This is a genomic window from Alteribacter salitolerans, assembly GCF_016901055.1.
Classification (GTDB): Bacteria; Bacillota; Bacilli; order Bacillales; family Salisediminibacteriaceae; genus Alteribacter; species Alteribacter keqinensis.
This window is the reverse complement of record NZ_JAFEUX010000013.1, coordinates 50675-74195: the sequence shown is the minus strand read 5'-3', so window position 1 is coordinate 74195 and position 23521 is coordinate 50675. Positions and strand designations below refer to the sequence as shown.

Annotated in this window: 24 protein-coding genes and 1 rRNA gene; 6 read left to right on the top strand and 19 right to left on the bottom strand. The window is 44.8% G+C overall.

Features of this window, described 5'->3' with window-relative positions; genetic code table 11:
- Window positions 1-100 (bottom strand): 16S ribosomal RNA (locus tag JSY36_RS18745); the annotation flags it as partial.
- Window positions 101-418: 318 nt separating this feature from the next.
- Window positions 419-1297: a nucleotidyltransferase-like protein gene (locus JSY36_RS18740; RefSeq protein WP_122901365.1), complete on the bottom strand. Its 879-nt coding sequence runs from the start codon at window positions 1295-1297 to the stop codon at window positions 419-421.
- 179 nt (window positions 1298-1476) lie between these two features.
- On the opposite strand from JSY36_RS18740, the gene JSY36_RS18735 reads away from it, so the two are divergent.
- Together JSY36_RS18735 and JSY36_RS18730 are read left to right on the top strand one after the other, a co-directional pair.
- Window positions 1477-1827: a YgzB family protein gene (locus tag JSY36_RS18735; protein ID WP_122901362.1), complete on the top strand. Its 351-nt coding sequence runs from the start codon at window positions 1477-1479 to the stop codon at window positions 1825-1827.
- Between the two features lie 164 nt (window positions 1828-1991).
- Window positions 1992-3140 carry an ROK family protein gene (locus JSY36_RS18730; protein ID WP_205167541.1) on the top strand — a complete coding sequence of 383 codons (1149 nt, stop codon included), beginning with the start codon at window positions 1992-1994 and terminating at the stop codon, window positions 3138-3140.
- Between the two features lie 72 nt (window positions 3141-3212).
- On the opposite strand, the gene JSY36_RS18725 is transcribed toward JSY36_RS18730, so the two are convergent.
- The 11 genes from JSY36_RS18725 to JSY36_RS18675 form a co-directional block, all read right to left on the bottom strand.
- A complete protein-coding gene (locus tag JSY36_RS18725) occupies window positions 3213-4292 on the bottom strand; it encodes a Gfo/Idh/MocA family protein (protein WP_205167540.1) in 1080 nt (359 codons plus the stop codon).
- Window positions 4293-4315: 23 nt separating this feature from the next.
- Complete coding sequence (locus JSY36_RS18720; protein ID WP_205167539.1) at window positions 4316-5467, bottom strand: Gfo/Idh/MocA family protein; 1152 nt, start codon at window positions 5465-5467, stop codon at window positions 4316-4318.
- Window positions 5468-6067: 600 nt separating this feature from the next.
- Window positions 6068-6229, bottom strand: coding sequence for a hypothetical protein (locus JSY36_RS18715; RefSeq protein WP_205167538.1), 162 nt, complete (start codon window positions 6227-6229; stop codon window positions 6068-6070).
- Window positions 6230-6245: 16 nt separating this feature from the next.
- The gene (locus JSY36_RS18710) at window positions 6246-7097 is read right to left on the bottom strand and encodes an SDR family NAD(P)-dependent oxidoreductase (RefSeq protein WP_205167545.1); all 852 of its coding nucleotides are present in this window, start codon (window positions 7095-7097) and stop codon (window positions 6246-6248) included.
- The gene (locus JSY36_RS18705; RefSeq protein ID WP_205167537.1) at window positions 7075-8145 is read right to left on the bottom strand and encodes a mannonate dehydratase; all 1071 of its coding nucleotides are present in this window, start codon (window positions 8143-8145) and stop codon (window positions 7075-7077) included. Before JSY36_RS18705 ends, JSY36_RS18710 begins: the two co-directional genes overlap by 23 nt.
- Window positions 8146-8160: 15 nt before the next feature.
- On the bottom strand, window positions 8161-9549 hold the full coding sequence (uxaC, locus tag JSY36_RS18700) for a glucuronate isomerase (protein WP_205167536.1): 1389 nt from the start codon (window positions 9547-9549) through the stop codon (window positions 8161-8163).
- Window positions 9550-9696: 147 nt separating this feature from the next.
- Window positions 9697-10131 carry a peroxide-responsive transcriptional repressor PerR gene (gene perR, locus JSY36_RS18695; RefSeq protein WP_122901350.1) on the bottom strand — a complete coding sequence of 145 codons (435 nt, stop codon included), beginning with the start codon at window positions 10129-10131 and terminating at the stop codon, window positions 9697-9699.
- A 115-nt stretch (window positions 10132-10246) separates the two neighbouring features.
- On the bottom strand, window positions 10247-10558 hold the full coding sequence (locus tag JSY36_RS18690; protein WP_122901348.1) for a cyclic-di-AMP receptor: 312 nt from the start codon (window positions 10556-10558) through the stop codon (window positions 10247-10249).
- Window positions 10559-10588: 30 nt separating this feature from the next.
- Complete coding sequence (locus JSY36_RS18685; RefSeq protein WP_205167535.1) at window positions 10589-11539, bottom strand: D-2-hydroxyacid dehydrogenase; 951 nt, start codon at window positions 11537-11539, stop codon at window positions 10589-10591.
- 589 nt (window positions 11540-12128) lie between these two features.
- Entirely contained in the window at window positions 12129-13238 is a 1110-nt protein-coding gene (locus JSY36_RS18680; protein ID WP_205167534.1) for an aminopeptidase, read from the bottom strand.
- Window positions 13231-13719, bottom strand: coding sequence for a hypothetical protein (locus JSY36_RS18675; RefSeq protein WP_205167533.1), 489 nt, complete (start codon window positions 13717-13719; stop codon window positions 13231-13233). Before JSY36_RS18675 ends, JSY36_RS18680 begins: the two co-directional genes overlap by 8 nt.
- Before the next feature lie 156 nt (window positions 13720-13875).
- On the opposite strand from JSY36_RS18675, the gene JSY36_RS18670 reads away from it, so the two are divergent.
- The gene (locus JSY36_RS18670) at window positions 13876-14658 is read left to right on the top strand and encodes a hypothetical protein (RefSeq protein WP_205167532.1); all 783 of its coding nucleotides are present in this window, start codon (window positions 13876-13878) and stop codon (window positions 14656-14658) included.
- Window positions 14659-14700: 42 nt separating this feature from the next.
- On the opposite strand, the gene JSY36_RS18665 is transcribed toward JSY36_RS18670, so the two are convergent.
- Complete coding sequence (locus JSY36_RS18665; RefSeq protein ID WP_205167531.1) at window positions 14701-15168, bottom strand: hypothetical protein; 468 nt, start codon at window positions 15166-15168, stop codon at window positions 14701-14703.
- A gap of 143 nt (window positions 15169-15311) precedes the next feature.
- Here JSY36_RS18665 and JSY36_RS18660 point away from each other — a divergent pair, with 143 nt between their 5' ends.
- Window positions 15312-16127 (top strand): hypothetical protein, encoded by an 816-nt coding sequence (locus tag JSY36_RS18660; RefSeq protein WP_205167530.1) that lies wholly within the window; start codon window positions 15312-15314, stop codon window positions 16125-16127.
- 38 nt (window positions 16128-16165) lie between these two features.
- Here JSY36_RS18660 and bcp read toward each other — a convergent pair whose 3' ends face one another.
- From bcp to JSY36_RS18635, 5 genes are all read right to left on the bottom strand, one after another.
- Window positions 16166-16633, bottom strand: coding sequence for a thioredoxin-dependent thiol peroxidase (gene bcp / locus JSY36_RS18655; protein ID WP_122901334.1), 468 nt, complete (start codon window positions 16631-16633; stop codon window positions 16166-16168).
- Between the two features lie 63 nt (window positions 16634-16696).
- On the bottom strand, window positions 16697-17125 hold the full coding sequence (locus tag JSY36_RS18650; RefSeq protein WP_122901332.1) for a potassium channel family protein: 429 nt from the start codon (window positions 17123-17125) through the stop codon (window positions 16697-16699).
- 351 nt (window positions 17126-17476) lie between these two features.
- Window positions 17477-18262, bottom strand: a complete 786-nt coding sequence (locus JSY36_RS18645; protein ID WP_205167529.1) for an ABC transporter permease — start codon at window positions 18260-18262, stop codon at window positions 17477-17479.
- Between the two features lie 6 nt (window positions 18263-18268).
- Window positions 18269-19060, bottom strand: coding sequence for an ABC-2 family transporter protein (locus JSY36_RS18640; protein WP_205167544.1), 792 nt, complete (start codon window positions 19058-19060; stop codon window positions 18269-18271).
- A 4-nt stretch (window positions 19061-19064) separates the two neighbouring features.
- Window positions 19065-20075 (bottom strand): ABC transporter ATP-binding protein, encoded by a 1011-nt coding sequence (locus JSY36_RS18635; RefSeq protein ID WP_205167528.1) that lies wholly within the window; start codon window positions 20073-20075, stop codon window positions 19065-19067.
- A 799-nt stretch (window positions 20076-20874) separates the two neighbouring features.
- On the opposite strand from JSY36_RS18635, the gene JSY36_RS18630 reads away from it, so the two are divergent.
- Window positions 20875-22161 carry a glutamate-1-semialdehyde 2,1-aminomutase gene (locus JSY36_RS18630; protein ID WP_205167527.1) on the top strand — a complete coding sequence of 429 codons (1287 nt, stop codon included), beginning with the start codon at window positions 20875-20877 and terminating at the stop codon, window positions 22159-22161.
- A 228-nt stretch (window positions 22162-22389) separates the two neighbouring features.
- Window positions 22390-23469, top strand: a complete 1080-nt coding sequence (locus JSY36_RS18625; RefSeq protein WP_122901322.1) for an FUSC family protein — start codon at window positions 22390-22392, stop codon at window positions 23467-23469.
- The last annotated feature ends 52 nt before the right edge of the window (window positions 23470-23521 follow it).

Genomic DNA, 23521 nt, shown 5'->3' with positions numbered 1-23521 from the left:
CTGACGTCAGGGGAGCAAGCTCCCCATCAGTCCGCTCGACTTGCATGTATTAGGCACGCCGCCAGCGTTCGTCCTGAGCCAGGATCAAACTCTCCATAGAAAGTTTGATGTCTCTGACATCATTTAATTCATTCATTGACGGGATAATGTGTCATTATCCCACGTTTCGCTTGGCTTTTTGTTTAGTTTTCAAAGGTCAAAACCGAATTACTGAATAATCAAAATCCTTCAGTAAAATTCGTATTATTTTGTCGTTTTTGTTTTTCAGCGACTTTTATAATGTACCATGCTGAGTTTTTAATGTCAACACCTTTTAAATAAAAGTTTTGGAGGCACATTTTGAATTTCATTCGCTCAATTGCGACGATATAAAATGTACCACGCAAAACTATTATTCGTCAATAACATTTTCTTTTTTTTATAAAAAAGTTTTTCCTACTTCATAATACCGATGATAAATCGCATTTCCTTTCGTTTTTACCCTCACGACATCCACATATCCTTTTCGTACTAAAAACTCCAATAGAATAGTGAGATCCAGGGAGTATTCACTTACTTCCATACTTGTTTTCAGTTCTTCGATAGACCAGGGTTCTTCTTTACTGGCCATGAGGTCTAGAAGATGTGCGCTTCCGAGTCTGGTTTTGGAAGTAAGCTCAAATTCATTTGCAATAAGAAGCAGTTCGAGTTTTTTCCCGATGGGTTCCTGCCCTGTGACGAGCTCGGAGTACAGCTTATGAATTTCAGGTTCTATTTGTTTGACCTGCTGCCACACGGTTACCTCCGGATAAAAGCCGTGCTCGATAACCGAAAGTCTCGCCAGGTGATGAAGGGCGTGAAGGATCTGGTTGTAGGCATCGAGCTCATGTCCGGAGTTAAAGAAGGCTTTACCGTCTGTAAATCTGCGGATCAGTTTGGCAAACTCCACTCCGATTCTGAGTTTTCTCTCTTCCAGGGGGAAGTCAAACATCTGCTCCCGGAACTCTTTTACGAATTCGTTTCGGTCAAACAGTACTTTTCCGTTCATGACCCAGTCGAATACTCTCCGGTTACTGCTGTTGATGAGCCAGCTGTTGAGCTGTTCAGTGTGTACAAGGTGCATCGCTACTTTGTCCCCGTTGTAGGTATAGTGCTTTGTTTCCCACATTGGCTTGTTCTCGGAAACAATGACGAGCAGCACAACATCAAAGTAGTCCGTTATTGCATCGTTACTGTCTTTCCCTTCGATCATCATGACACCTAATGTATGTAAGTCGCTTGTCCGGTCCTGATATAATTGACGTAAAAAGTCATCCATCGTCATGCCTCCTGCCTGTAAATATGAACATGTTGCTCTAAGTAAATTCGACGATGAAGGATAAATCCCTTCTACGTTTTAGAATCCAATAAATTCTGACAAAGGGTTGAACTTTCGTTTCTTATAGTTATATAGAAAAAAGATATGCTATACTCAATCTTTAGGAGGTATCGTTTATTATGGGAGCTAAATATTCTAATAAGATAAATAAGATTCGTTCTTTTGCCCTGATCCTTGTTTTTGCTGGGATCATCATCATGTACTTAGGTTTATTCTTTCAGACAAGCCCGCTTCTTATGACGCTGTTTATGCTTCTTGGGTTTCTTGCCATTATTGCCAGTACTGTTACGTATTTCTGGATCGGCATGCTTTCCACTAAAACGGTGCAGGTTGTCTGTCCTAACTGTGAGCGGACGACCAAAGTTCTCGGCCGTGTTGATGCGTGCATGTACTGCGATGAACCATTGACGATGGATAAGAGCCTTGAAGGTAAAGAATTCGACGAAGCTTACAATCATAAAAAGAAATAATTTTTAAAGAGCCAGGCATCTTGTAATTACGGGTGCCTGGTTTTTAATGATACTAGCTGTTTTAAAGGTGCCGGGCAATAAACCATAACCAAAAGTTGAATACCTAAATGAAAGATCTGGTACAATGGAAACGGAACATGAAGTAAAAGACCGAGGTGAATGAGTTGGAAACAGGGGATTCTGCATATATAAAAAAGATGAATAGACGCTTAATATTAGATAACCTCATCAGACACAAAAGTTTATCAAGAAGTGAAGTAGCGAGGTTAACCGGTCTGAATAAAGCAACGATATCTTCTCAAGTTCAAACCTTGCTGCACGATCGTCTCCTTGTTGAAAGTCAAACATATCTTAAAGGAATGCCTGGTCGCAGACCGATAAAGCTGGAAATAAACCGGTTATCCGGCTACAGTATTGGTTTGGATATTGATGAAAATAATTATATTGTTGTTTTTTGTGACTTAAGAGGAACAATTTTTCATAAAGAAGAACGCCCCTTGCCAAGTGACGATTTTTACTCAAACTGCCAGACAATCATTCATTTCCTCCAGCCATTTATCGATCAATATAATTCCGAATATAATCATCACAGCCTCATTGGAATAGGTATAGGCGTTCATGGGATTGTTAACAAGGAAACAGATAAAATCTATACTCCAAAACAACAATGGCTGGTCTCGAAAGTAAGCAGGCTTTTTGAAGACGCATTTGAAACAACGGTACATCTTGAAAACAATGCGAATTTGTGTGTGTTAGCTGAGCAAGGAGAAACAGCTTATCATTCAAATTTATTAACTGTAACCCTTTCTTCAGGCATAGGTCTTGGAATTATACAAGACAATAAAATCTTTAGAGGATTCCATGGCTTCGCAGGTGAGGTTGGTCACATGATCGTTCATCCCAATGGAAGGGATTGTCCGTGTGGAAATAAAGGCTGCTGGGAGCTGTATGCTTCTGAAACGGCTTTAAGATCTTTATTAAAGAAGGCACTGCCTGAAATAAACGAAGACAAACGGATTGAGTCAATGTTTACAGAAGAAAATCATTATATCCTAAAGGATTACTTAGACATGCTATCAATAGGATTAAACAATATCATTACCATTTTTAATCCAGAGACCATTATTTTAAATGGGGCCATCATCAATGCACATGCTGACATGATTGAAAGAATAGAATCCCGTCTTGATTCCAAGTTTGCCAAGTATAAAGAAATCCGTTCTTCGAGAATCGGGAAAGAAGCATGTGCACTCGGTGGATCAGCTATAGTACAGAAACACTTTTTGGGGCTTGCCTCTATTTTTCACCGCTGACACAAAAGCCAGAAAAGCTGCCTCTAAAGAGTTGCTTTCCTGGCTCATTAAAATTCAGCTCTTTCATATTCCTCAGTTCTGCTCAACCGTAATAGCCTGCAGCTGTGCCTTAAGGCAAAGTTCAGCAGCCTTAAAGGCATGCTCTTGTGTCATGGCGTTCTCTGTTCTGTTCAGGCAGTCCAGTATCAATTGACCAAAAAACGGAAAGCCCACTTTTCCTTTCAGCGGGTAATGGTACTCCCCTTCTTTATTAACAAGGTAGAGATGATCTCCTTCATGGTCCCTTGCCACATCTACATACTTCCGAATTTCAATCGAACCCTCAGTACCGAGTATGAATGTCCTTCCGTCACCCCAGTTGCTTAGACCATCCGGAGTAAACCAATCGACCTTAAAGAAATGCGTAGCCCCGTTATCACCAATTAATGTTGCATCTCCATAGTCTTCGAGCTCAGAATATTCTTTTGCATCGTAATTGGCTACTTTACTGTGGACGACCTCTGCATTTTTACATCCAGCGTAATGTAAAAATTGTTCTATCTGGTGACTCCCTATATCACACAGAATTCCACCGTACTTCTCTTTCTGAAAAAACCAGTCAGGCCGGCTCTTTAAATTAAGACGGTGAGGACCGAAGCCTGTAACCTGTATTACCCTGCCGATTGCTCCCTTTTCAATCAACTGTCCTGCAAACACAGCACTTTCAACATGCAAGCGTTCACTGTAATAGACCATGTATTTTAAACCCGTTTGCAAAACTTTGTTCCTGGCTTCTTCTAACTGTTCGAGTGTCGTAAATGGTGTTTTGTCTGTAAAGTAGTCTTTGCCATGATCCATCACCCTCATTCCCAAAGCGCAGCGTTCAGATGGTACAGCTGCACCTGCTACCAGTTTTACGTCATCGTCAGTTAGAATTTGTTCTTCAGAAGAAGCTTCTTTTACATCAGGATAAATTTTTATAAAGGCCTTTACTTTCTCAGGATCCGGATCATACACCCATTTCAAATCTGCCCCGGCCTCAATTAATCCGTTACACATCCCGTAAATATGTCCATGCTCCAGAGAGATTGCCGCGAAGACAAACTCTCCTTTTTTGACGACTTTGTTCGGTTTTCCTTTTGGGGCATAGTTCATTCCCTGCTTTTTAGTCATTTAATGACTTCCTTTCCACTGACTTAGTATGTTCCGTCCACACTCAACGTTTTATCTGAAACAGATTTCTCGATTTTTGATTGTTTTATTTTTTCTGTCAGTTTCTGGTGGTATAAATCCTCATTAACGGGCAATGTTACCCAATCATCAATCCATGTAGATAATTGCATAGCATTTGAGGCAGCAAGACTTTTGATTCCCTCGGTTCCAGTGGCTAAAAGAGGGGTACCATAAAGAATATTATCCACAAAATTTTGTGTGATCCCCTGATGTCCCGTTTCCTTCCCGGTTACAGGTACATCGATTTTCCAGCACTCAGGTTCACCGAACCCTCCGGTATACTCCCGGTTGAACTCTGATTCCGGTACTCTCAGCCTCCAAAAAGTAAATTTCCCATCTTCGATAACTGCCTTTCCACGGTCACCTGCGATTTCCAGCCTGTTCGTGCCAGGAGCTTCCCCGATACTCGTGGTAAAAACACAGGTAGCCTTATCTTTATATTCAAGAAAAGCTGTAACTTCATCTTCAACCTCAATGTTCCGGTATTTCCCAAAGTAGCAGAACGCTCTTATGCGGCTTGGTTCCATTCCTGTAATCCAATGAAGGAGGTCAAGCTGGTGAGGAGACTGATTAATTAAAACCCCTCCTCCTTCACCCTTCCAGGTTGCCCGCCAGCCACCTGAATCATAGTAACTTTGTGAACGATACCAATCCGTGATCGTCCAGTTGATTCTCTTTAGTTGTCCAAGTTCACCGGACTGAATGAACTCTCTTAACTTCTGGTACAATGGGTTCGTTCGTTGATTAAACATAATAGAAAAGACCTGATTACTCTTTTCAGCCTTTTCGTTCATTTCTCTTACTTGTTTCGTATATACCCCCGCAGGTTTTTCAGAAAGTACATGCAGGCCGTACTCAAATGCTTTTACAGCTATGGGAGGGTGATGATAGTGAGGGGTTGCAATTAATACAGCATCGAACAGCCCCGAACTAAAGAAGGCGTCTTCATCAGTAAAAGATTTGATACCTGACTCATCAGCCCAGGATAATTTTTCCGAATTAATATCTGCAACTGCAGTTAATTTTGCGCCTTTAATCTTATTGTTAATAAGGTAATGAGCATGGTGAGTCCCCATGCTGCCCAATCCAATAATACCGAACCTGACCTCTTTCATATCAAAACACCTCAGTTTGCTTGTTTTTTTGATTGGCTCTGTTAAACTCTGGTGTTGATTTACGCTCATTGCCCTCCCTTTCCGCGGGGGCGCCGGTGAGCCTCCTCGTGCTCCGCACTCCGGGGTCTCACACTGCCACCTGCTCCCGCAGGAGTATCGCGCATTCGCTGCAATCAATTTTTTTAAATATCAACACCGATCTTTAACACAGCCTTTTGATTAAAAGAAATGTATTATCACGATCTTCACTTGAATTATCTACTAATATCCTGACTCTGGCTTTCTATAAAACGATTTACATCATTTACAGTTAAACGCGTATGGTCTCCATGGTACAGGTGATTCATGACACTTAGGTGAGTTGCGAATTTCAAAAGCTCAGTAACAGAGTAATGTTCTATTTTGCTGTGTAGCACTCCCGCTGCAAAACTATCCCCTCCCCCTTCGATCAAGAATGCTCTTGTTTCCATCCCAGCAAATGAACAAAGTCGTTCCAGCCTGCAAAGCAATGATCCACACGCAAGAGCAAACGTTCAAATGCTTTTTTTGCGTCCGGTATATTCCACAGCTTACTCCGATAATTGAAGTCGAAGCTAACCTTCACCCCATTTTTCCTTGCTTCCACATAGCCTGGTCAGTAAGAAAAATCCCGCCCTCATACGTGGATTCACAGAGAGAAAGGGCTTCGGATGGACCGTCTGCCCGAATTATGGAAGCCAGTTTGTTTTCTTTCATTTTTAGCAATGTTTCATATTCCTTCAACGTAAATCCCCCTTCATTAAACGCCTGAATAGGCCGAGAACCCTCCATCAACAGGAATAACTACACCATTTACAAAACTAGAAGATTGGGAGTCTATCAGCCATAACAAAGTTCCCAGTAATTCCTTTGCATCACCAAAACGTCCGAGAGGTGTATGCTCTATTATTTTCTTTGCTCTATCTGTGTACTCCCCTTCTTCTGTAAGCAATAACGTTTCGTTCTGTTTCGTTAAAAAGAATCCCGGGGCAATTGCATTTACACGGATACCCACATCAGAATAATAAACCGAAAGCCACTGGGTTAAATTATTGATTGCCGCCTTTGCACCGCTGTAAGCAGGAATCTTCGTCAAAGGTCTGAAGCCATTCATAGATGACACATTTATTACAGAGCCTCCTTTTTTTCCGGCCATATCTTTTGAAAATACTTGAATAGGCAGTAACGTACCCATGTAATTTAACCTTAACAGCCAGTCCAGGGATTCTGGATCAAGGTCAAAAAACGTCCGGTTCGAATCATCGTATATATCCTCTATCTTTAACTTTTCAGATGTCGTGGTCGCCTTTGTGTGATTACCCCCTGCAGCGTTTATTAAAATATCTGTTGAGCCAAACGTTGAAGTCAGCTGTTCATGCGCTCTTTCGAGTGAATCCTTATTTAAAACATCTACTTCAAACCCTTCAGCAGTCCCGCCACTTTCACTTATCTTTTTTACCAACGTGTCCATTTTCTCTTGGTTTGTTGCCAGGATCGCTACTTTGGCTCCACACTTCGCTAATGCCTCACACATGGTTGAACCGAGCACGCCGCTCCCTCCTGTTACAACCACTACCTTGCTTTGAAGATCAACGGTAAATGGCAGCTGTATCATTTGTCCTCACCTTCCTCTCCTGATAGGAATCAATAATTCCGTTTAAGTAAGCTGCACCCAGCGCCCGATCATAAAGACCATACCCCGGACGTCCGGATTCTCCCCAGATCATCCTTCCATGGTCTGGCCTTATTGCTCCCTTAAAGCCTTTATCCATAAGCTTATTCATTACGCTCACCATATTTATTGAGCCATCTTTTACAGAATGGGAAGTCTCTTGAAAAGATTTAGAACCTGTCCACGTTATGTTTCGCGCGTGGACAAAATGAATCCTCCCTTCTGCTGTTTCAATTATTTGTTCCAAATTATTTCCACGGTCAGCACCAAATGATCCGGTGCAAAAGGTTATGCCGTTATACTTGCTGTCTACAGAAGATAAAATCGTTCGGACATGGTCTACATTGTTTACAATACGGGGCAGGCCAAATACCGGCCACGGAGGATCGTCAGGATGAAGTGCCATATTCACGTTTTTCTCTTCTGCCACAGGTATGATTTTTTTCAGAAAGTAAATCAGGTTTTCCATAAGCTCTTCTTCCGTCACTGAACTGTAGTCTTTTAACAGCGTTTCAAGATCTTCTTTCTGGTATGATAAGTCCCATCCCGGAAGTGAAAACTCTCCCTTCACCGGATTCAGTGAACGAGCAGTTTCATCACTGTAATCAAGAGAGTTTGAGCCATCTGGAAGAGCAGCAGCCAGGTCGGTTCTTACCCAGTCAAAAACAGGCATGAAATTGTAGCACACAGTGTTAATGCCTGCCTTTGAGAGGTTTCTAATTGTTTGGGCAAACTGGTCAATCAGAACATCTCTCCTGGTTGAGCCGAGCTTTATCTCCTCATGCACAGGAACACTTTCAATGACAGTAAGTTTAAGACCGGCTTCTTCAACACTGTTTTTCAATTCAACAATATCTTCATAAGGCCAGGTTTCTCCGGGAGGGATATCATAAATGGCTGTTACTATTCCTTTCATATCAGGAATTTGTCTGATTTTTTCTAACGTAACCGGATCATCTTCTCCATACCAGCGAAAACTCATCTCCATCCTTTTCACTCCTTTTTATAAGCGGAAGTAACGTTTTGCATTTCCGTAGCTGATATCTTTCACATAATTACCCAGCAGCTCTATATCATGCGGCGCTTTTCCGGAAGTCACCCACTCACCGAGCATTTGACACAGAATCCGGCGAAAGTACTCGTGTCTTACAAATGACAACATACTTCTTGAGTCCGTCAGCATTCCAATAAAATGCTTTAAAACACCCATATTACCAAGCGTGGTCATTTGGTCAATCATCCCTTCATAATTGTCGTTATGCCACCATGCAGTTCCGAACTGCACTTTTCCAGGCATTGAGTCTCCCTGATAGTTGCCGGCCATCGAAGCAAAAACATCATTATGTTTAGCGTTATTTGTGTAAAGGATCGTTTTAGGAAGTTCCCCTGTAACCTCCAAAGAGTCCAATAGCCTGCTTAGAGGTTGCGCAGCCAAACTGTCTCCAATAGAATCAAATCCCGTATCCGGACCCAGCTCGCGGTATTTTTTTGTGTTTGTATTTCTTATGGGTCCGATATGAAGTTGCATTGCCCATCCCTTCTTATTGTATATACGGCCAAGGCTGGTTAAGGTGTAACTTTTGAATGCCGTAATTTCATCAGTACTTAACCGCTCATCTTTCATCCGTTTGCGGAAGACGGTAGATACATATTCTAAGGAAGCATGTTGATACTTTAGTTCGTTTAAGCCGTGATCGGCACTTCTGCACCCTGACAGATCAAAGTATTCAGCTCTTTTTTCTAATGCAAAGAGAAACTCCTCATAATCTGAAATGTCATACTCAGCAACTTCAGACAATGCGATTACCCAATCTATAAAATGGTCTCCTTCAATCATCAACCCCTTGTCCGGTCTGAAAGAAGGAGATACAACGACAGGAAAACCCTCTTCTTTCAGCTTTTTATGATAGGTTAAATTGTCAGTAGGATCGTCAGTCGTTCCAACAAATTCTACCTTCTGTTTAGTAAGGATGTTTCGTGCTGATAACTCATTTGTTTTCAACATTTCAGTCGTTTTCTCCCATATGTACGCTTTTGTTTGTCTCCCCAACAAACTATCCAGATTAAAAAACCTGGTGAGCTCCAGGTGAGTCCAGTGATACAATGGATTTCCTATCAAATTGGGAACTGTATCGGCCCACGCATCAAACTTATCTTTATCTGAAGCATCCCCTGTAATCAAATACTCACTGATTCCGTTTGCACGCATGGCTCTCCACTTATAGTGATCATCGGCCAGCCAAAGTTCAGTAAGGTTTTCATACATGCGGTCTTCATATATTTCTTTGGCACTGAGGTGGTTATGATAATCGATGATCGGCAATTCTTTTGCATAAGAATGGTAGAGTTCTCTGGAAATATCATTTGTTAGTAAAAAGTTGTCGTTAATCATATACTCCTCCTTTTAATTTGTTTACCTGATAAACTAATTAGTTTTCATACTACTCATAGTTTTGAAAAAATTCAACCTTTATTGGATGATCTTTCATGCTTTCGGGATAAAAAAAAGAAGCCCGGAACGTAACGTTCCTGCGGCTTCCTAATGTTTGTGCTTTTGGCATTCCGGGCATGTGCCATATATCTCCATACGGTGGTGCTTCACCTTAAAGTTTGTTACATGTTCAGCGAGTGTTTCCACTTCATCGAGTCCCGGGTAGTGGAAATCAACGATCTTACCGCAATCTTCGCAGATGACATGGTAGTGGTCTGTGGTGTTGCTGTCAAATCTGCTGGAAGAGTCACCATAAGTCAGTTCACGCACCAGGCCTGCTTCTTTAAAAACACGAAGGTTATTGTAGACAGTTGCGACGCTCATGTTAGGGAATTTCCCTTCCAGCGCCTTGTAGATATCATCCGCTGTGGGATGGGTTTTGGCATCGAAAAGAAATTCAAGAATAGCATGGCGTTGAGGTGTCATGCGCACTTTCGTACTTTTTAAAGATTGCAAGGCTTCCTGCAGTCGATGGTTTTCCATGTTCAACACCTCTTCCGAAAAGCATTCTTACTTTATAATATTTACAATTAGTATAGCGAATGCTAACAAAGTTTGTCAATGAATACAACCTTAAATCGCTTCTTTTTTCACAGGCTCAGTTTGATTTATTTTGAAAGGCAGCAAGGATTGGCAGGCTCTCTTTTGCTTCTACTACAAAGGAGGTATAGCGGCTGTCCACATCTTTTGCTTTTCCTTTCTTCTTTTCAAGGTTAAGGCAGATCGTCTGCATCTCCCGCTGGAGAGCATCAACATCATTATCTTTTACACCGAGAAGAAACGTGGTATTCCCTTTTTTCAAGAATCCGCCGCTGCTTGCCAGCTCCGTCATCCGGTAGCCTTTGTCTTTGAGTCCTTTTTCCATAGCGTCACTGTAGCGGTTGTGGACGATACATACCACTAGTTTCATCTTGCCTCTCCCCTTTTATCATCTACATCCTCAATATCCTTTTGAGGGGTCAACTTTATTTTGATAATTCGTTCCTCCGCCTGTAAAAACCTTTAGGTTATTCTTAAAAATTTCAAGTGCTCTCGGCTGGTATTCCGGTGATATGCCTGAAATGTGCGGTGTCACGGTTATCCGGTCCGTCTTCCAGAATGGATGTCCCTTCGGAAGCGGTTCTTCTTCAAATACATCAAGTACGGCATGGGAGATCTCCTTGTTTTGCAGTGCTTGTAAGAGAACATCCTCCCTTGCGACCGTGCCTCTTCCTATATTAATAAATATTGCTTCCTTTTTCATCGCTTTAAAAGAACCGGTTGTAAGCATTCCGTCGGTTTCATCGGTATGGGGCAGAACAGACACGACGTAATCAGACTGGTTGAGAAGCTGATTCAGATCTTTGAAGGTGATGATTGTATCAAAATGATCGACAGGTCTTCCGCTCCGGTTCAGGCCGATGGCAGTCATCCCGAAGGCTTTGGCAAGTCTGGCAATTTCACTGCCGATGGCTCCTGCACCAAGTACACCGATCGTTTTTCCTTTTAATTCGGTCATTGTCAGTTTACGGGACCACACTTCGTTTTGTTCCTGCTCAATGATTCCTTTTGCGTGCCTGGATACCTGAAGCATCATGGCAAGTGTGTATTCCGCCATGGGGGTCGCATGAATCCCCCGGGCATTGGTTATGAGAATGTCTTTTTTGGCGATGGCGTCAAACGGCATTTTTTCCATTCCGGCTGAGATGACCATGATCCATTTTAAGTTGCGGGCCTGGACAATGTGATCGTCAGTCAGATCCTCACCATAAGTAAGGAGGATGTCAGCGTATGGCAGGTCTTTTTCTGCTTCGTCAATGGATTCATTGAACGAAAAGGTTACCTCCGGGAAGAGGTTTGGCAGTTCTTCACGTAAGTCACGGCGGATTTTTGCTGTAGTCACGACTTTCATTGGCTTGACTCCTTATTACTTTTAATTAAATTTTATCATATTTAACGGGTCAGTTAAAAAAATGCCTGTTGATGTGGTGTTGAAATGCGAATGCTCTTTGATTTCCGCGGGGTGCCGGGATAAGACATCATTTTTTAGAGGTGGCTCTTTTAAACTCAGGTGTTGATTTATGCTCATTGCGCTCCCTTTCCGCGGGCGGTTCGGGAGCCTCCTCGACGCCTTTGCGTCTGCGGGGTCTCCCCTGAACTCGCTTTTCCCGCAGGAGTGTCGCGCATTTGCTCCAATCAACATTTTATTATGAGTATTAGCAAGAACCTTTGCGTTACTGTTCCTCTGATAAATTGTTACTTTTCAACATAAAAAATGGAGCGAAAGGCGGCGACTATGGCGGGAATAGCATCGAATGAAGACCTCGCAGGGTGGTTCCCGCGAGGAGGGTGAAGTGATGCCAGCGGAATTTAGCGTAAAAAAAAGAGCGAGACTGGTTTGTCTCGCCTGCAATTTATATTATTGAAGAGGGATTGGGATCACCTATACTTAAATACTATGCGGCTTTTTTAATCCGGACTGGTCACGCGCCCTTAAGGGCTTATTTTAATTTTTCCGGGTTGAGTCCCTGAAGTTCACCAGGAACAAAAATGCCGTCTTTTCGCACAAGGACGTCATCGAAGTAGATCTCTCCCCCTCCGTATTCCTCACGCTGGATGAGAACCATATCCCAGTGGACGGAAGACCGGTTGCCGTTGTCGGCATCTTCATAGGCTTCGCCAGGTGTGAAGTGAAGGCTTCCTCCAATTTTTTCATCAAAAAGAATGTCTCCCATAGGGTGCAGGATATACGGATTCACCCCGATGGCAAACTCTCCGGCATAGCGGGCTCCTTCGTCCGTATTGAGGATTTCTTCGAGTTTTTCTTTCCGGTCGGCATTGGCTTCAACAATACGTCCTTTTTCAAATGTAAGGCTCACATTGTGATACGTCACTCCCAGGTACGGGCACGGTGTGTTAAACGTAATCGTGCCGTTCACGCTGTCTTTTACCGGTGCGGTGTAAATTTCGCCGTCGGGAATGTTTGCCTCACCTGCGCAGGGGACTACGGGAATGTCTTTAATGGAAAAAGACAGATCTGTTCCCGGGCCTGTGATCCGCACGCGGTCGGTTTTTTCCATCAGTTCTTTTAACGGAGCAAAAGCTTTCTCCATTTTTTTATAATCAGCGGTACAAACATTGAGTAAAAAGTCAGTGAATGCCTTCGTGCTCATTCCTGCTTTCTGTGCCAGTGCCGGTGTCGGGTAATTGAGCAGCACCCAGCGGCGGTTGTTGATGTAAAACTCCTGAACCGGCTTGAACACTTCTCCCCGGAGCTGGAATTTCTCCCCCGGCACTTCTGCCATTTCTGCATCGTTTTCTTCGGCAATCACGGCTATGACGGCATCCACGTCTTTATAACGCTGGAGGGCCCAGGCTGCCTGGGTTTCGAGCTGCTCTTTTTCGTACCCCATACTCAGGTGACGTCCGAGCTCATCGTCCAGGAGTTCGATGTAGGGGTAGCCGCCCCGCTCATAGGTCTTGTCAATGAGTTCGGTCATAAGGGGTTTTGATGCAGCGTGGCCTTTAATGAGGATACGCTCGCCTTTTTTTAAGCCGATGGAGTGATCAAGCAGGAGATCGGCCAATTGTGAAATTCGATGGTCATTCATTTGTATTCTCTCCTTCATTTTCGTGTTTAAAAAGCCCGTGTGGCAGCTGAAAGTGGTGAAAATGGTCATGGACTTCCCCGTCTGCCTGCCAGGCTACTTTAACCGTCGCATAGGTTGTCATCGTGCCGTAAAAAGCTTCTTCCAGGTCGCAAAAGCTGCACGGTTCCTGATATGTAAGGGTTCCTTCAAAGTTTTCAACATCCAGGTCCTGATAATAGAGTCCGCCCGGAGGTTCGTGGGTCGCAATGAAGACCTCTACAGCTTCAATGGTTTCCCATTCTTCTTCATTTATGAATTCAGCGGTAAAGCCGATTTCCGGTTCGTCCCCGTAATGTGCATACATCGTGAAACTCCACGGGCTTCCTGCCATGGCGGAGTTTCTCGACCAGTCCGGCTCCCTTTCTTCTTCAGGATCCTGAAAGAAAATCATGGCCCCGGCGATTAAGGCTGCAATGATCACCAACGGGATTAGTTGTTTCATCGTATTGATCTCCTTTACCAAACAGTTTCTCTCATAATCCTATCAGAAGTTCCCAGCCATTTGACAACATTTTTATCTTAATTTTCCAAACTTTGTTTATTCGTCGTTTTCTTCGTGATAGGATGACTAGTAGGAAAGAAAAAGGAGAAACGATTTATGAAAGGACTTATCTTTTTTACCCTTCTCATTCTAATCTCAGGGTGCGGGGTTATGGCGGATGAACCGGATGTAGAGGGTTCGGTTGTGATTCACATGGATCAGCCGGAAATGTTTGTGCTGTTCGTGGAAGACAGCCATTCCGGGTCTGACTATGAATGGCTTGGGCATGGTCATGTAGAATCACAGGAAGATTACGAGGTTGAGGCCTATCTCGTTCATGTTACGGACGAGACAGCGATAAAAGTGGAAGAGAACGGAGAAACAGTGGATCTCTATTCTGGGGATGCGGACACACTGGCCCGGATGAATACGTTTAACACTGGCATTCCCCTTCAAGTGAAAGCCTCATTTACAGAAGACTTCACCCCAACCGAAAAAATAGAGCAGAAAACCCGTTTTTCATACGAGTGGTCTCTTCTTCCGATATATGAAGCAGAGGAACTTATTTTAACGAGGCCGGATAAAGAGGATGTGATCGATTCCTTTTATACAAGGAGCTCCGGAAACATGGAGTGGCTTATCGTGATGGAGTTTTCGGACGAGACTTTTGAGTGGAACTGGCATGATCCCGCTTACGATGAGATTCATCACTACTCAAACTCCAACACTCAGGCTTTCTTCAGGAGGATGAGTCATCAAGAAGACAAACGGCTGTTTGAAGATGTGGTGGAGTCCTTTCCTGGGTTTATGATCATAAACGGGGAACAGGAAGTGGTGCATGAAAGTGCCTCTTTAGATGAGGTGTACACCTTTCTTGACCAGTATTTTGACGAAGAATAAGCTGTTGAAGCTGTCCTTTTAAGCTGAAGAAGGGCAGCTTTTTTATTCCTGTTCCTGCATTTCCCTGAAAACATACCCGGGATAGGTGAAGTGCTCGTTTACGGTGTGGATTTCCCCGTTCTTTTTCCACGATAATGAGAAGTCGCCTTCCGAATAATCTTCTGTTTCACTGCAGAAATTACAGGAGGTTCGGTAAAGAATTTCTCCGCCGAAGTCTTTAAGGTCGAGCTGCTGATCATAGAATCCTCCGATCGTGTTCATACTGCTGTAAAAGAATTCGTAGTCCGTGATGTCCTCCGGATCCCCAAGATACACGAGCTTAACACCCACTTCCGGGATACCTTCATCTCCTTCATCTATGAACAGGGTGATATCCCACTCCTGAGCGTCATAAGCCGCTTGTTCCCGTGTCCAGTATGGATCAAACACTTCCTCTACGGGATCCTGAAAAAACAGCAGTGCTCCGCCGATCAGTGCAGCAATGATGATGAGTGGCGCGAATTGTTTCAAGGTGATCATGCCTCCAAATCAAGTTCTCTCTCCAGTTTAGCAGAGTATGAATTAATGAAGGGAAAATACAATAAAAAATGTATGTGTTTTTCCAAAAGCCTCGTGTTACGATTTAAAGACTAAGGGATTCGGGAGTGGGACGGATGAAGACTGCGGCTGGAATATTCGGATTGTTGTTTTTTCTGACGGCCTGCGGTGCTGTGGGGGAAACAGACGGTCAGGCGGATATGGAGGGTACCCTTATGGGGAGCGTGGGGGCGAACACGTTTCTTTTATTTGTGGAAGATAACATTACGGGTACAGTATTTGAATACTCAGACGAACTCGTTGGCGACTCCTATGAGGCGGAAATCTACAAAATTGTTATGGATCAGGATACTAAATTGATTTACGAGGAAACCGGTGAAGAGCTTTCTGCCGAGCTTTCAAAAATGGGCTTTAACACCATTGGCATTCTGGCTTCATCCGCTGAACGTATAAAGATTAATGTGCGGGGCGATTTTGAGCCGGAAGTGACCACAGGGCGTGATCAAAATATTCTGTTATACCCGGCGTTTATTCCAATCCATGAAGCAGATGAAATTATTTTACCCAGGCAGGATTTAGAGACGATACTCGACCGGTACGATCTGTCCAGGTATCATTCCGATAACGCTGTGGCTGTTCTGTCGTTTTTGGATGAGGTTTTTTTGTATGAAAGTATGTTCGATGGGGACCAGCTTTATGAATACAGTGCAGAGGATCAGCACGTTATCCTGGGACATTATTATAATGATGAGGTAGGTTTTTTTGACCATTTCATTGATGAGTACCCCACCTACTACGTTGTCCATGAAGACGGCGTCGTGTTTGATACGCATGATATTCAGGATGTGACGGACTATCTGGAGGATGAACTTGGTTTTGAAAGGATGGATTATGGCGGGATGATTGAGGATGATAATGGATCGGATGAATAACGGGAAGCGCCCCTGGATAGTGGTCCGGGGCGATTTTTTTACTGCTTTTCTTTTAAGTAGTTAAGGGCTTCCTCCACGTGACCTTTCACGCGGACTTTGCGCCATTCTTTGTCGATGTTTCCTTCTTTATCAATAATGAACGTCGAGCGTTCGATGCCCATGTATTCCTTGCCGAAGTTTTTCTTCAATTTCCACACGCCGTAGTCTTCAGCCACTTTGTGGTCTTCGTCGGCGAGAAGTAAAAACGGCAGGCCGTGCTTGTCGATGAATTTTTCGTGACGCTCGACCGGATCCGGGCTTACGCCGAGAATCACCGCGTCCACTTCCTCAAAGTTCTCTTTGTTATCGCGAAAATCACAGGCCTGGGTTGTACATCCCGGCGTCATGTCTTTCGGATAAAAATAAAGGACGACGTTCTTTCCTTTGTAATCAGACAGGCTTACTTCTTCTCCGCTGTTTGCCTTAAGTGTAAATTCAGGTGCTTTTTGACCAACTTCTACTGTCATGTGAAAACACTCCTTCTCGTGTGTAATCTTGTCTCCTATAAGGATAACCAAGATCTGCCCGGGCTACAAACGATTTGGCTTGTTTTCATTGTAAATAACGGTGGTCACCACGAACGCTGCCGGGAGCAGATAGCCGATGAGGGCCTCGATCATGGCAATCCAGCGGCCGATGCCCTGGGGAATGATGTCTCCGTATCCGACGGTAAGGATCGTGACGGCGCTAAAGTACATCACGTCTTCGACTAAGTGAATGAGCGACCCGGACATCCGTCCTGTTCCTTCCATCAGCACCGGGTACCCTTTGAAATGGAGGCTCAGGTACAGGCAGCCGAATCCGGTGATTACTGTGGCATAGACGAGCAAAAGAACGAGGAAGTTCCGTATTGAAACACGCCTTCCCTGAGGCGGCTGATTTTGAATGAGTAAAAGCAGACTCATGACGATGCCTAAAATAGAAGTTATGGTTACACACCAAAGCAAAAAGGTTCCCATCCTGATTCACCTCTCTTACTTATATATGAGCAGGAGAGGTGAAGTAGGACAAGGAACCTTTTGAAAGACGTCATGGTCACTTAGCTTTTGTAACTTAAGAGGGATGCTGAAACAATGTCCTCCCTTTCCGCGGTGGTACCGACGAGCCTCCTCACTTCGTTTGCGGGGTCTCGTCTGGCCCCTACTACCGCAGGAGTGTCGGACATTCCTTCAGCATCCGGACTTTTTTAGTGTGAATAAAGAAACTATTTCTCATGGAGGTTGTATTCTTTCTTTTTATACGGAGAAATCCGTGAGCTTTACAACAAAACTTCAATTATTCCGTAATCTTCTCTTAAGAACACCTACGAATCAATTCCCCGCGCCGCGATACCTTTTCACGCCTTCATTCCATGCAAACACGCTGATTGAGATAAAGATCAGCCCCATTACCGGGGTTAAAAAGGCGTAAAAGTACCACTCATCACGGCCGAGGAAAAAGGCCGCCGGGTATACACCCACGAAAGCGAACGGCAGAATCCATGTGAGCACGTAGCGGATCACCTGGTTGTAGATGTCCACCGGATAGCGTCCGTAGTTTCCGATGTTGTACATCATCGGCATAATGTCGGTTCTCGAATCGGACCAGAAGCTGATGCTTGCTAAAATGATGAATATCCCAGCATAAATAAGAGAACCTCCGGCCACCATCAGGAGAAACATAAACGGATCGTACCAGCTGATTGTGAGTCCAAGCTGGGAACCGGCGTAAAACATAATCGCAACACCGGTAATGACGCCGAACATGGACTCCAGCTCCATCCGTTCGATAATGATCTGGAACAGGCTGTGGATCGGCCTGGTGAGGACCCGGTCCATTTCCCCTTTTACAATGTAGCGGTCGTTAAAGTCCCAGATGTTAAAAAACGAACTGAAGATCGCATAAGGTACGAGGAAAAATCCGTAGATAAAGATAATCTCCTCCCGGCTCCATCCGCTCAGGAGTGTAGTGTGGCCGAACACGACGAGGATGAAGATCAGGTTCACGGCCTGGAACAAAAGGTCCGAGAACAGCTCAACCACAAGGTCAGAGCGGTACTGAAGCCGTGTTTTCATATACTGTGAGGCGTATTGGAAAAAGATCGATACGTAGAACATGGCCCGTTACCCTCCTTGTACGATGAGCCGGCGTCTGGCCGACATCCATAGTAATGTAATTGGAATAAATAAAATCACTGACCACATGAGCTGCAAAAGGAGTGCCGAATACACTTCACTGCCTGTGAACCCTTCCGTGAAGATCATGGACGGAATGTAGCTGATCGCCTGAAACGGCAGGAATGTCATGATATCCTGAGCCCAAAGCGGGTAAAAGGAAATCGGCAGCAGGAGTCCCGAGAACAGGTCAATGACAACCCGCTTCGCCCGGATGAGTCCGGTGTTATAAAGTAAAAAGAACGTTAAGATTCCTGTAATCAAGTTGATCTGTGTGTTTACGATAAAGCTGAACACGAGTGAAATGATGAACAGTCCCCAGATGGAAAGGTCGCTGGAAAAACTGAGCGGAAACACGAGCCAGACAATAACCATTCCCGGTACGGAGAAAAAGAGCAGCCGGAAAAGACCTTCGCCCAGTCCCTGCATCGTTTTCATACCGAGGTAGTTGTACGGCCGGATCATTTCCACCGCCACTTTTCCTTCCTGAATCTCCTGGGCTATTTCCCGGTCAATATTATTAAAATAAAATGCCCGGGCCATCCATGCGATGGCTACGTATGTGGTCATCTGGACGATACTCAGGTCCTGGATCGACTCCTGCCCGCCGTAGATCGCCTGCCACAAAAAATAGTACGCCCCGATGTTGATGCTGTAAATTAAAATGCCGCTATAATAATTGGTCCGGTAGGCAAGCATCATTAAAAACCGGATCCGGAGCATTTCCAGGTACATGCTTATCCGGCTAACCATGACGGATACCTTCTTCATAGATGTTTCGGATGATCTCTTCTGTGGACACCTGATTCAGCTTCACATCACTGATGGAATAGTGGCTCATGACGGTGGCCATCAGCTGGGAGACCATGTCATCGTCTCCGTCCACCGTTGCCTGCCAGCCCCTGATTTTATCCCCTGCCCGCCACTTGACCGGAAAATGTGCGGTTAATTCTTCAAGGGCCTCTTTTTCCACCGGCTTTTGAAACTCGAACTGAACCTGCTTGCCTTCGACCCAGTTCTGCTGCAGTTTATCCAGGGCTCCATCGTAGATGATCTTTCCTTCATCCAACAGAACAACACGGTCACAAAGAGCTTCTATGTCACTTAAATCGTGAGTCGTTAAAAGAATCGTCGTTTTGTATTTGCGGTTGATCTCTTTTAAGAACTCGCGAATCTTCATTTTTACCAGAACGTCCAGACCGATTGTGGGCTCATCCAGGAAAAGCAGAGGCGGATTGTGAATGAGTGCGGCTGCCAATTCACAGCGCATTCGCTGACCGAGACTGAGCTTTCGCACCGGCTTATCAAGAAGCGGTTCGATCTCGAGTGTTTCAATGACTTCTTTCATATGTGTATCGTAGTGCTCGTCAGACAGACGATATACTTTTTTCAGCAGGCGGAACGATTCCTGAACCGCGATATCCCACCAGAGCTGGGAGCGCTGGCCGAATACAACACCGATTGTGCGGACAAATGCCTCCCGCTGCTTGTGGGGATCCATTCCGTTTACCCTGACTGTTCCTGCGGTCGGGGTTAAAATGCCGGTGAGCATTTTGATCGTGGTGGATTTACCGGCTCCGTTTTCACCGATGTAGGCGACCATCTCACCCTGCTTTACATTCAGTGATATATCGTCAACGGCGTTTAAAATCGTATAGTTTCTCGTAAGCAAGTCGCGAAAAGCGCCTGCAAGGCCTTTTCTGCTTGAGTACGATTTAAATTGTTTTCGTAACCCGTGAACTTCAATGACGTTCATGAGGTTTCCTCCTCTCGTAACAACCTTACCAGTTTACCGAATGGGAGGTGTTCCTTCAAGATAGTTGCTTTAATAATGTTTTCAAATCAACTGTTTTTGCTTCCTCTTCATTACAAAGTGCATTTTGATGAAGCCGGAGTGCCCTTCGCTTTCCGTGGTGGTACCGATCATTCTACCAATTTTGTGGGATTATCAGCTTCTCATTGATGATCTAAGCTTCGTTGAACGGAGACGAGCCTCCTCAGGGCTTTGCCCCTGCGGGGTCTCGTCTATCTCGCACTTCCGCAGGAGTGTCACGTATTCCGTTCAACGAAGCACAATAGGTTGAGAATCAGAGTATAAATTAAACCAAAGTTAACCTGCCTTAGTCTTAAAGTGTGAAAAGAGTTTGGGTGTGTTTTTCGTAAAGATTGTTGGTTTTGCTTTAGCGATCTGTTGTCAAAAAACAACTGGTGACATTCACCACAACCTCTTGTATAAAAGCGTTGATTGGAGCGAATGCGCGACACTCCTGCGGGAAAAGCGAGTTCCGGGGAGACCCCGCAAGCGCATAGCGCTGAGGAGGCTCCCGAACCGCCCGCGGAAAGGGAGCGCAATGAGCGTAAATCAACATCTGACTTCTAAAGAAGTTTATTTTTTTCAGTGCCCGTCTTTAACTTGAAAAAGCTTGCCGGCACTACTCATCTTCTTTTTTCAGTACTTTAAAGTAAACAGCTACAATTTTCACGAAAGCAGCTTTGTATTTTTACTCTGTGCTACAATGAAACGGACCTGAGTTTTAGAGGAGGATTTATTCAATATGAAGTTTACGGAGTCAGAAAAACATAATGAAGTTGCCCAGGAGCATATTCTTGGGGGCGTTAATAGTCCATCACGTTCGTTTAAGGCTGTAGGCGGAGGCTCTCCTGTATTTATGGAGCGTGCTAAAGGTGCTTACTTCTGGGACGTGGACGGAAACCAATACATCGATTATCTGGCGGCTTACGGACCGATTATTACCGGCCATGCACATCCCCATATTACAGAAGCGATCAAGGGGGCGGCGGAAGACGGAGTTTTGTACGGCACACCTACCCGCTATGAAAACCAGTTTGCTGCTATGCTGAAAGAAGCTATGCCTTCTCTGGAAAAAGTACGTTTTGTGAACTCCGGGACAGAAGCCGTTATGACTACAATCCGCGTGGCCCGTGCCTACACAGGGCGGGATAAAATTATCAAGTTTGCCGGCTGTTACCATGGTCACTCCGACCTTGTTTTAGTCGCTGCCGGATCAGGGCCTGCCACACTTGGAAGCCCGGACAGTGCCGGTGTGACAAAAGCCATTGCCAAAGAAGTGATTACCGTTCCGTTTAACGACATCGAGAGTTACAAGCAGGCTCTTGATCACTGGGGTGATGAAGTGGCTGCGGTTCTCGTTGAACCGATTGTGGGTAACTTCGGGATCGTTGAACCGGCTCCGGGATTTTTGGAAGCGGTGAACGAACTCACTCACGATGCCGGTGCCCTCGTTATTTACGACGAGGTAATAACAGCGTTTCGGTTCAAGTACGGCGGCGCCCAGAATTACTGCGGTGTGGAGCCGGACATGACAGCACTGGGTAAAATTATCGGCGGAGGTCTACCGATCGGTGCCTACGGGGGACGCCAGGACATTATGGAAACAGTCGCCCCACTTGGACCTGCGTACCAGGCGGGAACGATGGCCGGTAACCCCGCTTCGATCCGTGCCGGAATTGCCTGCCTTGAAGTGCTTAAAGAACCAGGCGTGTATGAAAAAATGGACGAGCTCGGCGGTATGCTTGAAGAAGGGATCCGCAGGCACGCAAAGACACACGGCGTACCGATAACATTGAACCGTCTCAAAGGGGCACTTACGGTGTACTTCGGGGTTGATGGTGTGGCAAATTACGATGAAGCCGAAAACAGTGACGGTGAGATGTTTGCACGCTTCTTTAAACTCATGCTCGAACAGGGCGTGAATCTTGCCCCGTCAAAGTATGAAGCGTGGTTCCTGACAACGGAACATACAAAAGATGATGTAGAGAAGACGCTGGAAGCGGTTGAAGCTGCATTTTCCAAGCTGTAAGCATACAATCCTGATTTCCAAATGAAATGATACAAAAATCTCTCCACCCTTCAATCCTTTACGGTTGAAGGGTGTTTGCGTTTACAAGGACGGTTACGTGGAACACTACATGTAAAAAGTAACTTGATTGAATTGGAAATCAGGTGTATAGTACGTTCGATAACCATTTTTTTATGAAATAAACGTGTTTGAATAACACGGTTTTAGAAGAAAGGAACATGTTACGTTATGAGGCTAGGAGCCCGTATTTTAAAAACCGGTCTGGCAGTTGTAATGGCCCTTTATATTGCGGCCTGGCTCGGGTTTGATACCCCCGTTTATGCTGCATTGGCAGCGGTGTTTGCTGTTCAGCCGTCGGTTTACAGAAGCTTTATGACCATTCTCGACCAGCTTCAGGCAAATGTCATCAGTGCTGTGCTCGCCGTTGTGTTCGTCTTGTCATTCGGACACGAACCTTTTGTGGTCGGTGTGGTCGTGGTCCTGATCATTGCCATTAACCTGAAGCTCGGGAAAGAAGCGATTATCCCCCTTGCTGTTGTGACAGCGATCATTATTATGGAAGCACCGTCAGAGGACTTTATTTCATTTGCATCATCTCGCTTCCTGTTGATCATGATCGGGGTGGCGTCATCGTTTGTTGTGAACCTCATCTTCCTTCCGCCGAAGCATGAGAACCATCTTTTTCACAAAATTACGGATGCCAATGAGCAGATTATTCAGTGGATCCGGCTGATGACGCGTCACGAAGCGGAGTACCATACGCTCAAGCAGGATTTGAAGAAACTGAAAGACACCATGATCAAAATGGATAATATCTTTCTTTTATATAAAGATGAGCGTACGTATTTTAAAAAGAATGAGTATCCGCGGATGCGAAAAGTGGTCCTGTTCAGGCAGATGCTGTATTCGACGAAGAAGTGTCTTGATATTCTGCGGAGTCTGAGCAAGCACGAAAACAGCATGCAGCAGATGCCTGATGAGCTTCAGGATCTCGTCCGGGTTCAGCTCGACTACCTCACGAACTATCACGAGCGGATCATGCTTAAATATATGGGGAAAGTAAGGCCCCACACGACAGAGGACTTGTACGAAGAAGTGGATGTGGGCAAGCGCCAGCTCACTGATGTCTTTTTCAGTCTTCATGAGGATAAAGAAATTGAACGCAGTGAATGGATTCACTTCTTCCCGGTTGTGGCTCTCATTGTAGAATACAGTGAGGAGCTTGAGCACCTGGATCGTCTTGTTGCCAGCTTCTTCAAGTATCACAAGGACGAAAATGAAGTAAAAGTACTGGAACGAAGAGATTAAAAAAAAGCAGCCCGCCATCATTGACGGGCTGCTTTTTCTGTTGGAGATCTGG

Bases quoted from the DNA above. Each gene is read 5' to 3' on its own strand.
- JSY36_RS18630 (WP_205167527.1), top strand. From the start codon at position 20,875: ATGAAGTTTACGGAGTCAGAAAAACATAATGAAGTTGCCCAGGAGCAT.
- bcp (WP_122901334.1), bottom strand. From the start codon at position 16,633: ATGACAGTAGAAGTTGGTCAAAAAGCACCTGAATTTACACTTAAGGCA.
- JSY36_RS18740 (WP_122901365.1), bottom strand. From the start codon at position 1,297: ATGGATGACTTTTTACGTCAATTATATCAGGACCGGACAAGCGACTTA.
- JSY36_RS18680 (WP_205167534.1), bottom strand. From the start codon at position 13,238: ATGAATGACCATCGAATTTCACAATTGGCCGATCTCCTGCTTGATCAC.
- JSY36_RS18735 (WP_122901362.1), top strand. From the start codon at position 1,477: ATGGGAGCTAAATATTCTAATAAGATAAATAAGATTCGTTCTTTTGCC.
- perR (WP_122901350.1), bottom strand. From the start codon at position 10,131: ATGGAAAACCATCGACTGCAGGAAGCCTTGCAATCTTTAAAAAGTACG.
- JSY36_RS18650 (WP_122901332.1), bottom strand. From the start codon at position 17,125: ATGGGAACCTTTTTGCTTTGGTGTGTAACCATAACTTCTATTTTAGGC.
- JSY36_RS18670 (WP_205167532.1), top strand. From the start codon at position 13,876: ATGAAAGGACTTATCTTTTTTACCCTTCTCATTCTAATCTCAGGGTGC.
- JSY36_RS18635 (WP_205167528.1), bottom strand. From the start codon at position 20,075: ATGAACGTCATTGAAGTTCACGGGTTACGAAAACAATTTAAATCGTAC.
- JSY36_RS18660 (WP_205167530.1), top strand. From the start codon at position 15,312: ATGAAGACTGCGGCTGGAATATTCGGATTGTTGTTTTTTCTGACGGCC.
- JSY36_RS18725 (WP_205167540.1), bottom strand. From the start codon at position 4,292: ATGACTAAAAAGCAGGGAATGAACTATGCCCCAAAAGGAAAACCGAAC.
- JSY36_RS18675 (WP_205167533.1), bottom strand. From the start codon at position 13,719: ATGAAACAACTAATCCCGTTGGTGATCATTGCAGCCTTAATCGCCGGG.
- JSY36_RS18720 (WP_205167539.1), bottom strand. From the start codon at position 5,467: ATGAAAGAGGTCAGGTTCGGTATTATTGGATTGGGCAGCATGGGGACT.
- JSY36_RS18685 (WP_205167535.1), bottom strand. From the start codon at position 11,539: ATGAAAGTCGTGACTACAGCAAAAATCCGCCGTGACTTACGTGAAGAA.
- JSY36_RS18705 (WP_205167537.1), bottom strand. From the start codon at position 8,145: ATGGAGATGAGTTTTCGCTGGTATGGAGAAGATGATCCGGTTACGTTA.
- JSY36_RS18690 (WP_122901348.1), bottom strand. From the start codon at position 10,558: ATGAAACTAGTGGTATGTATCGTCCACAACCGCTACAGTGACGCTATG.
- uxaC (WP_205167536.1), bottom strand. From the start codon at position 9,549: ATGATTAACGACAACTTTTTACTAACAAATGATATTTCCAGAGAACTC.
- JSY36_RS18645 (WP_205167529.1), bottom strand. From the start codon at position 18,262: ATGTTCTACGTATCGATCTTTTTCCAATACGCCTCACAGTATATGAAA.
- JSY36_RS18625 (WP_122901322.1), top strand. From the start codon at position 22,390: ATGAGGCTAGGAGCCCGTATTTTAAAAACCGGTCTGGCAGTTGTAATG.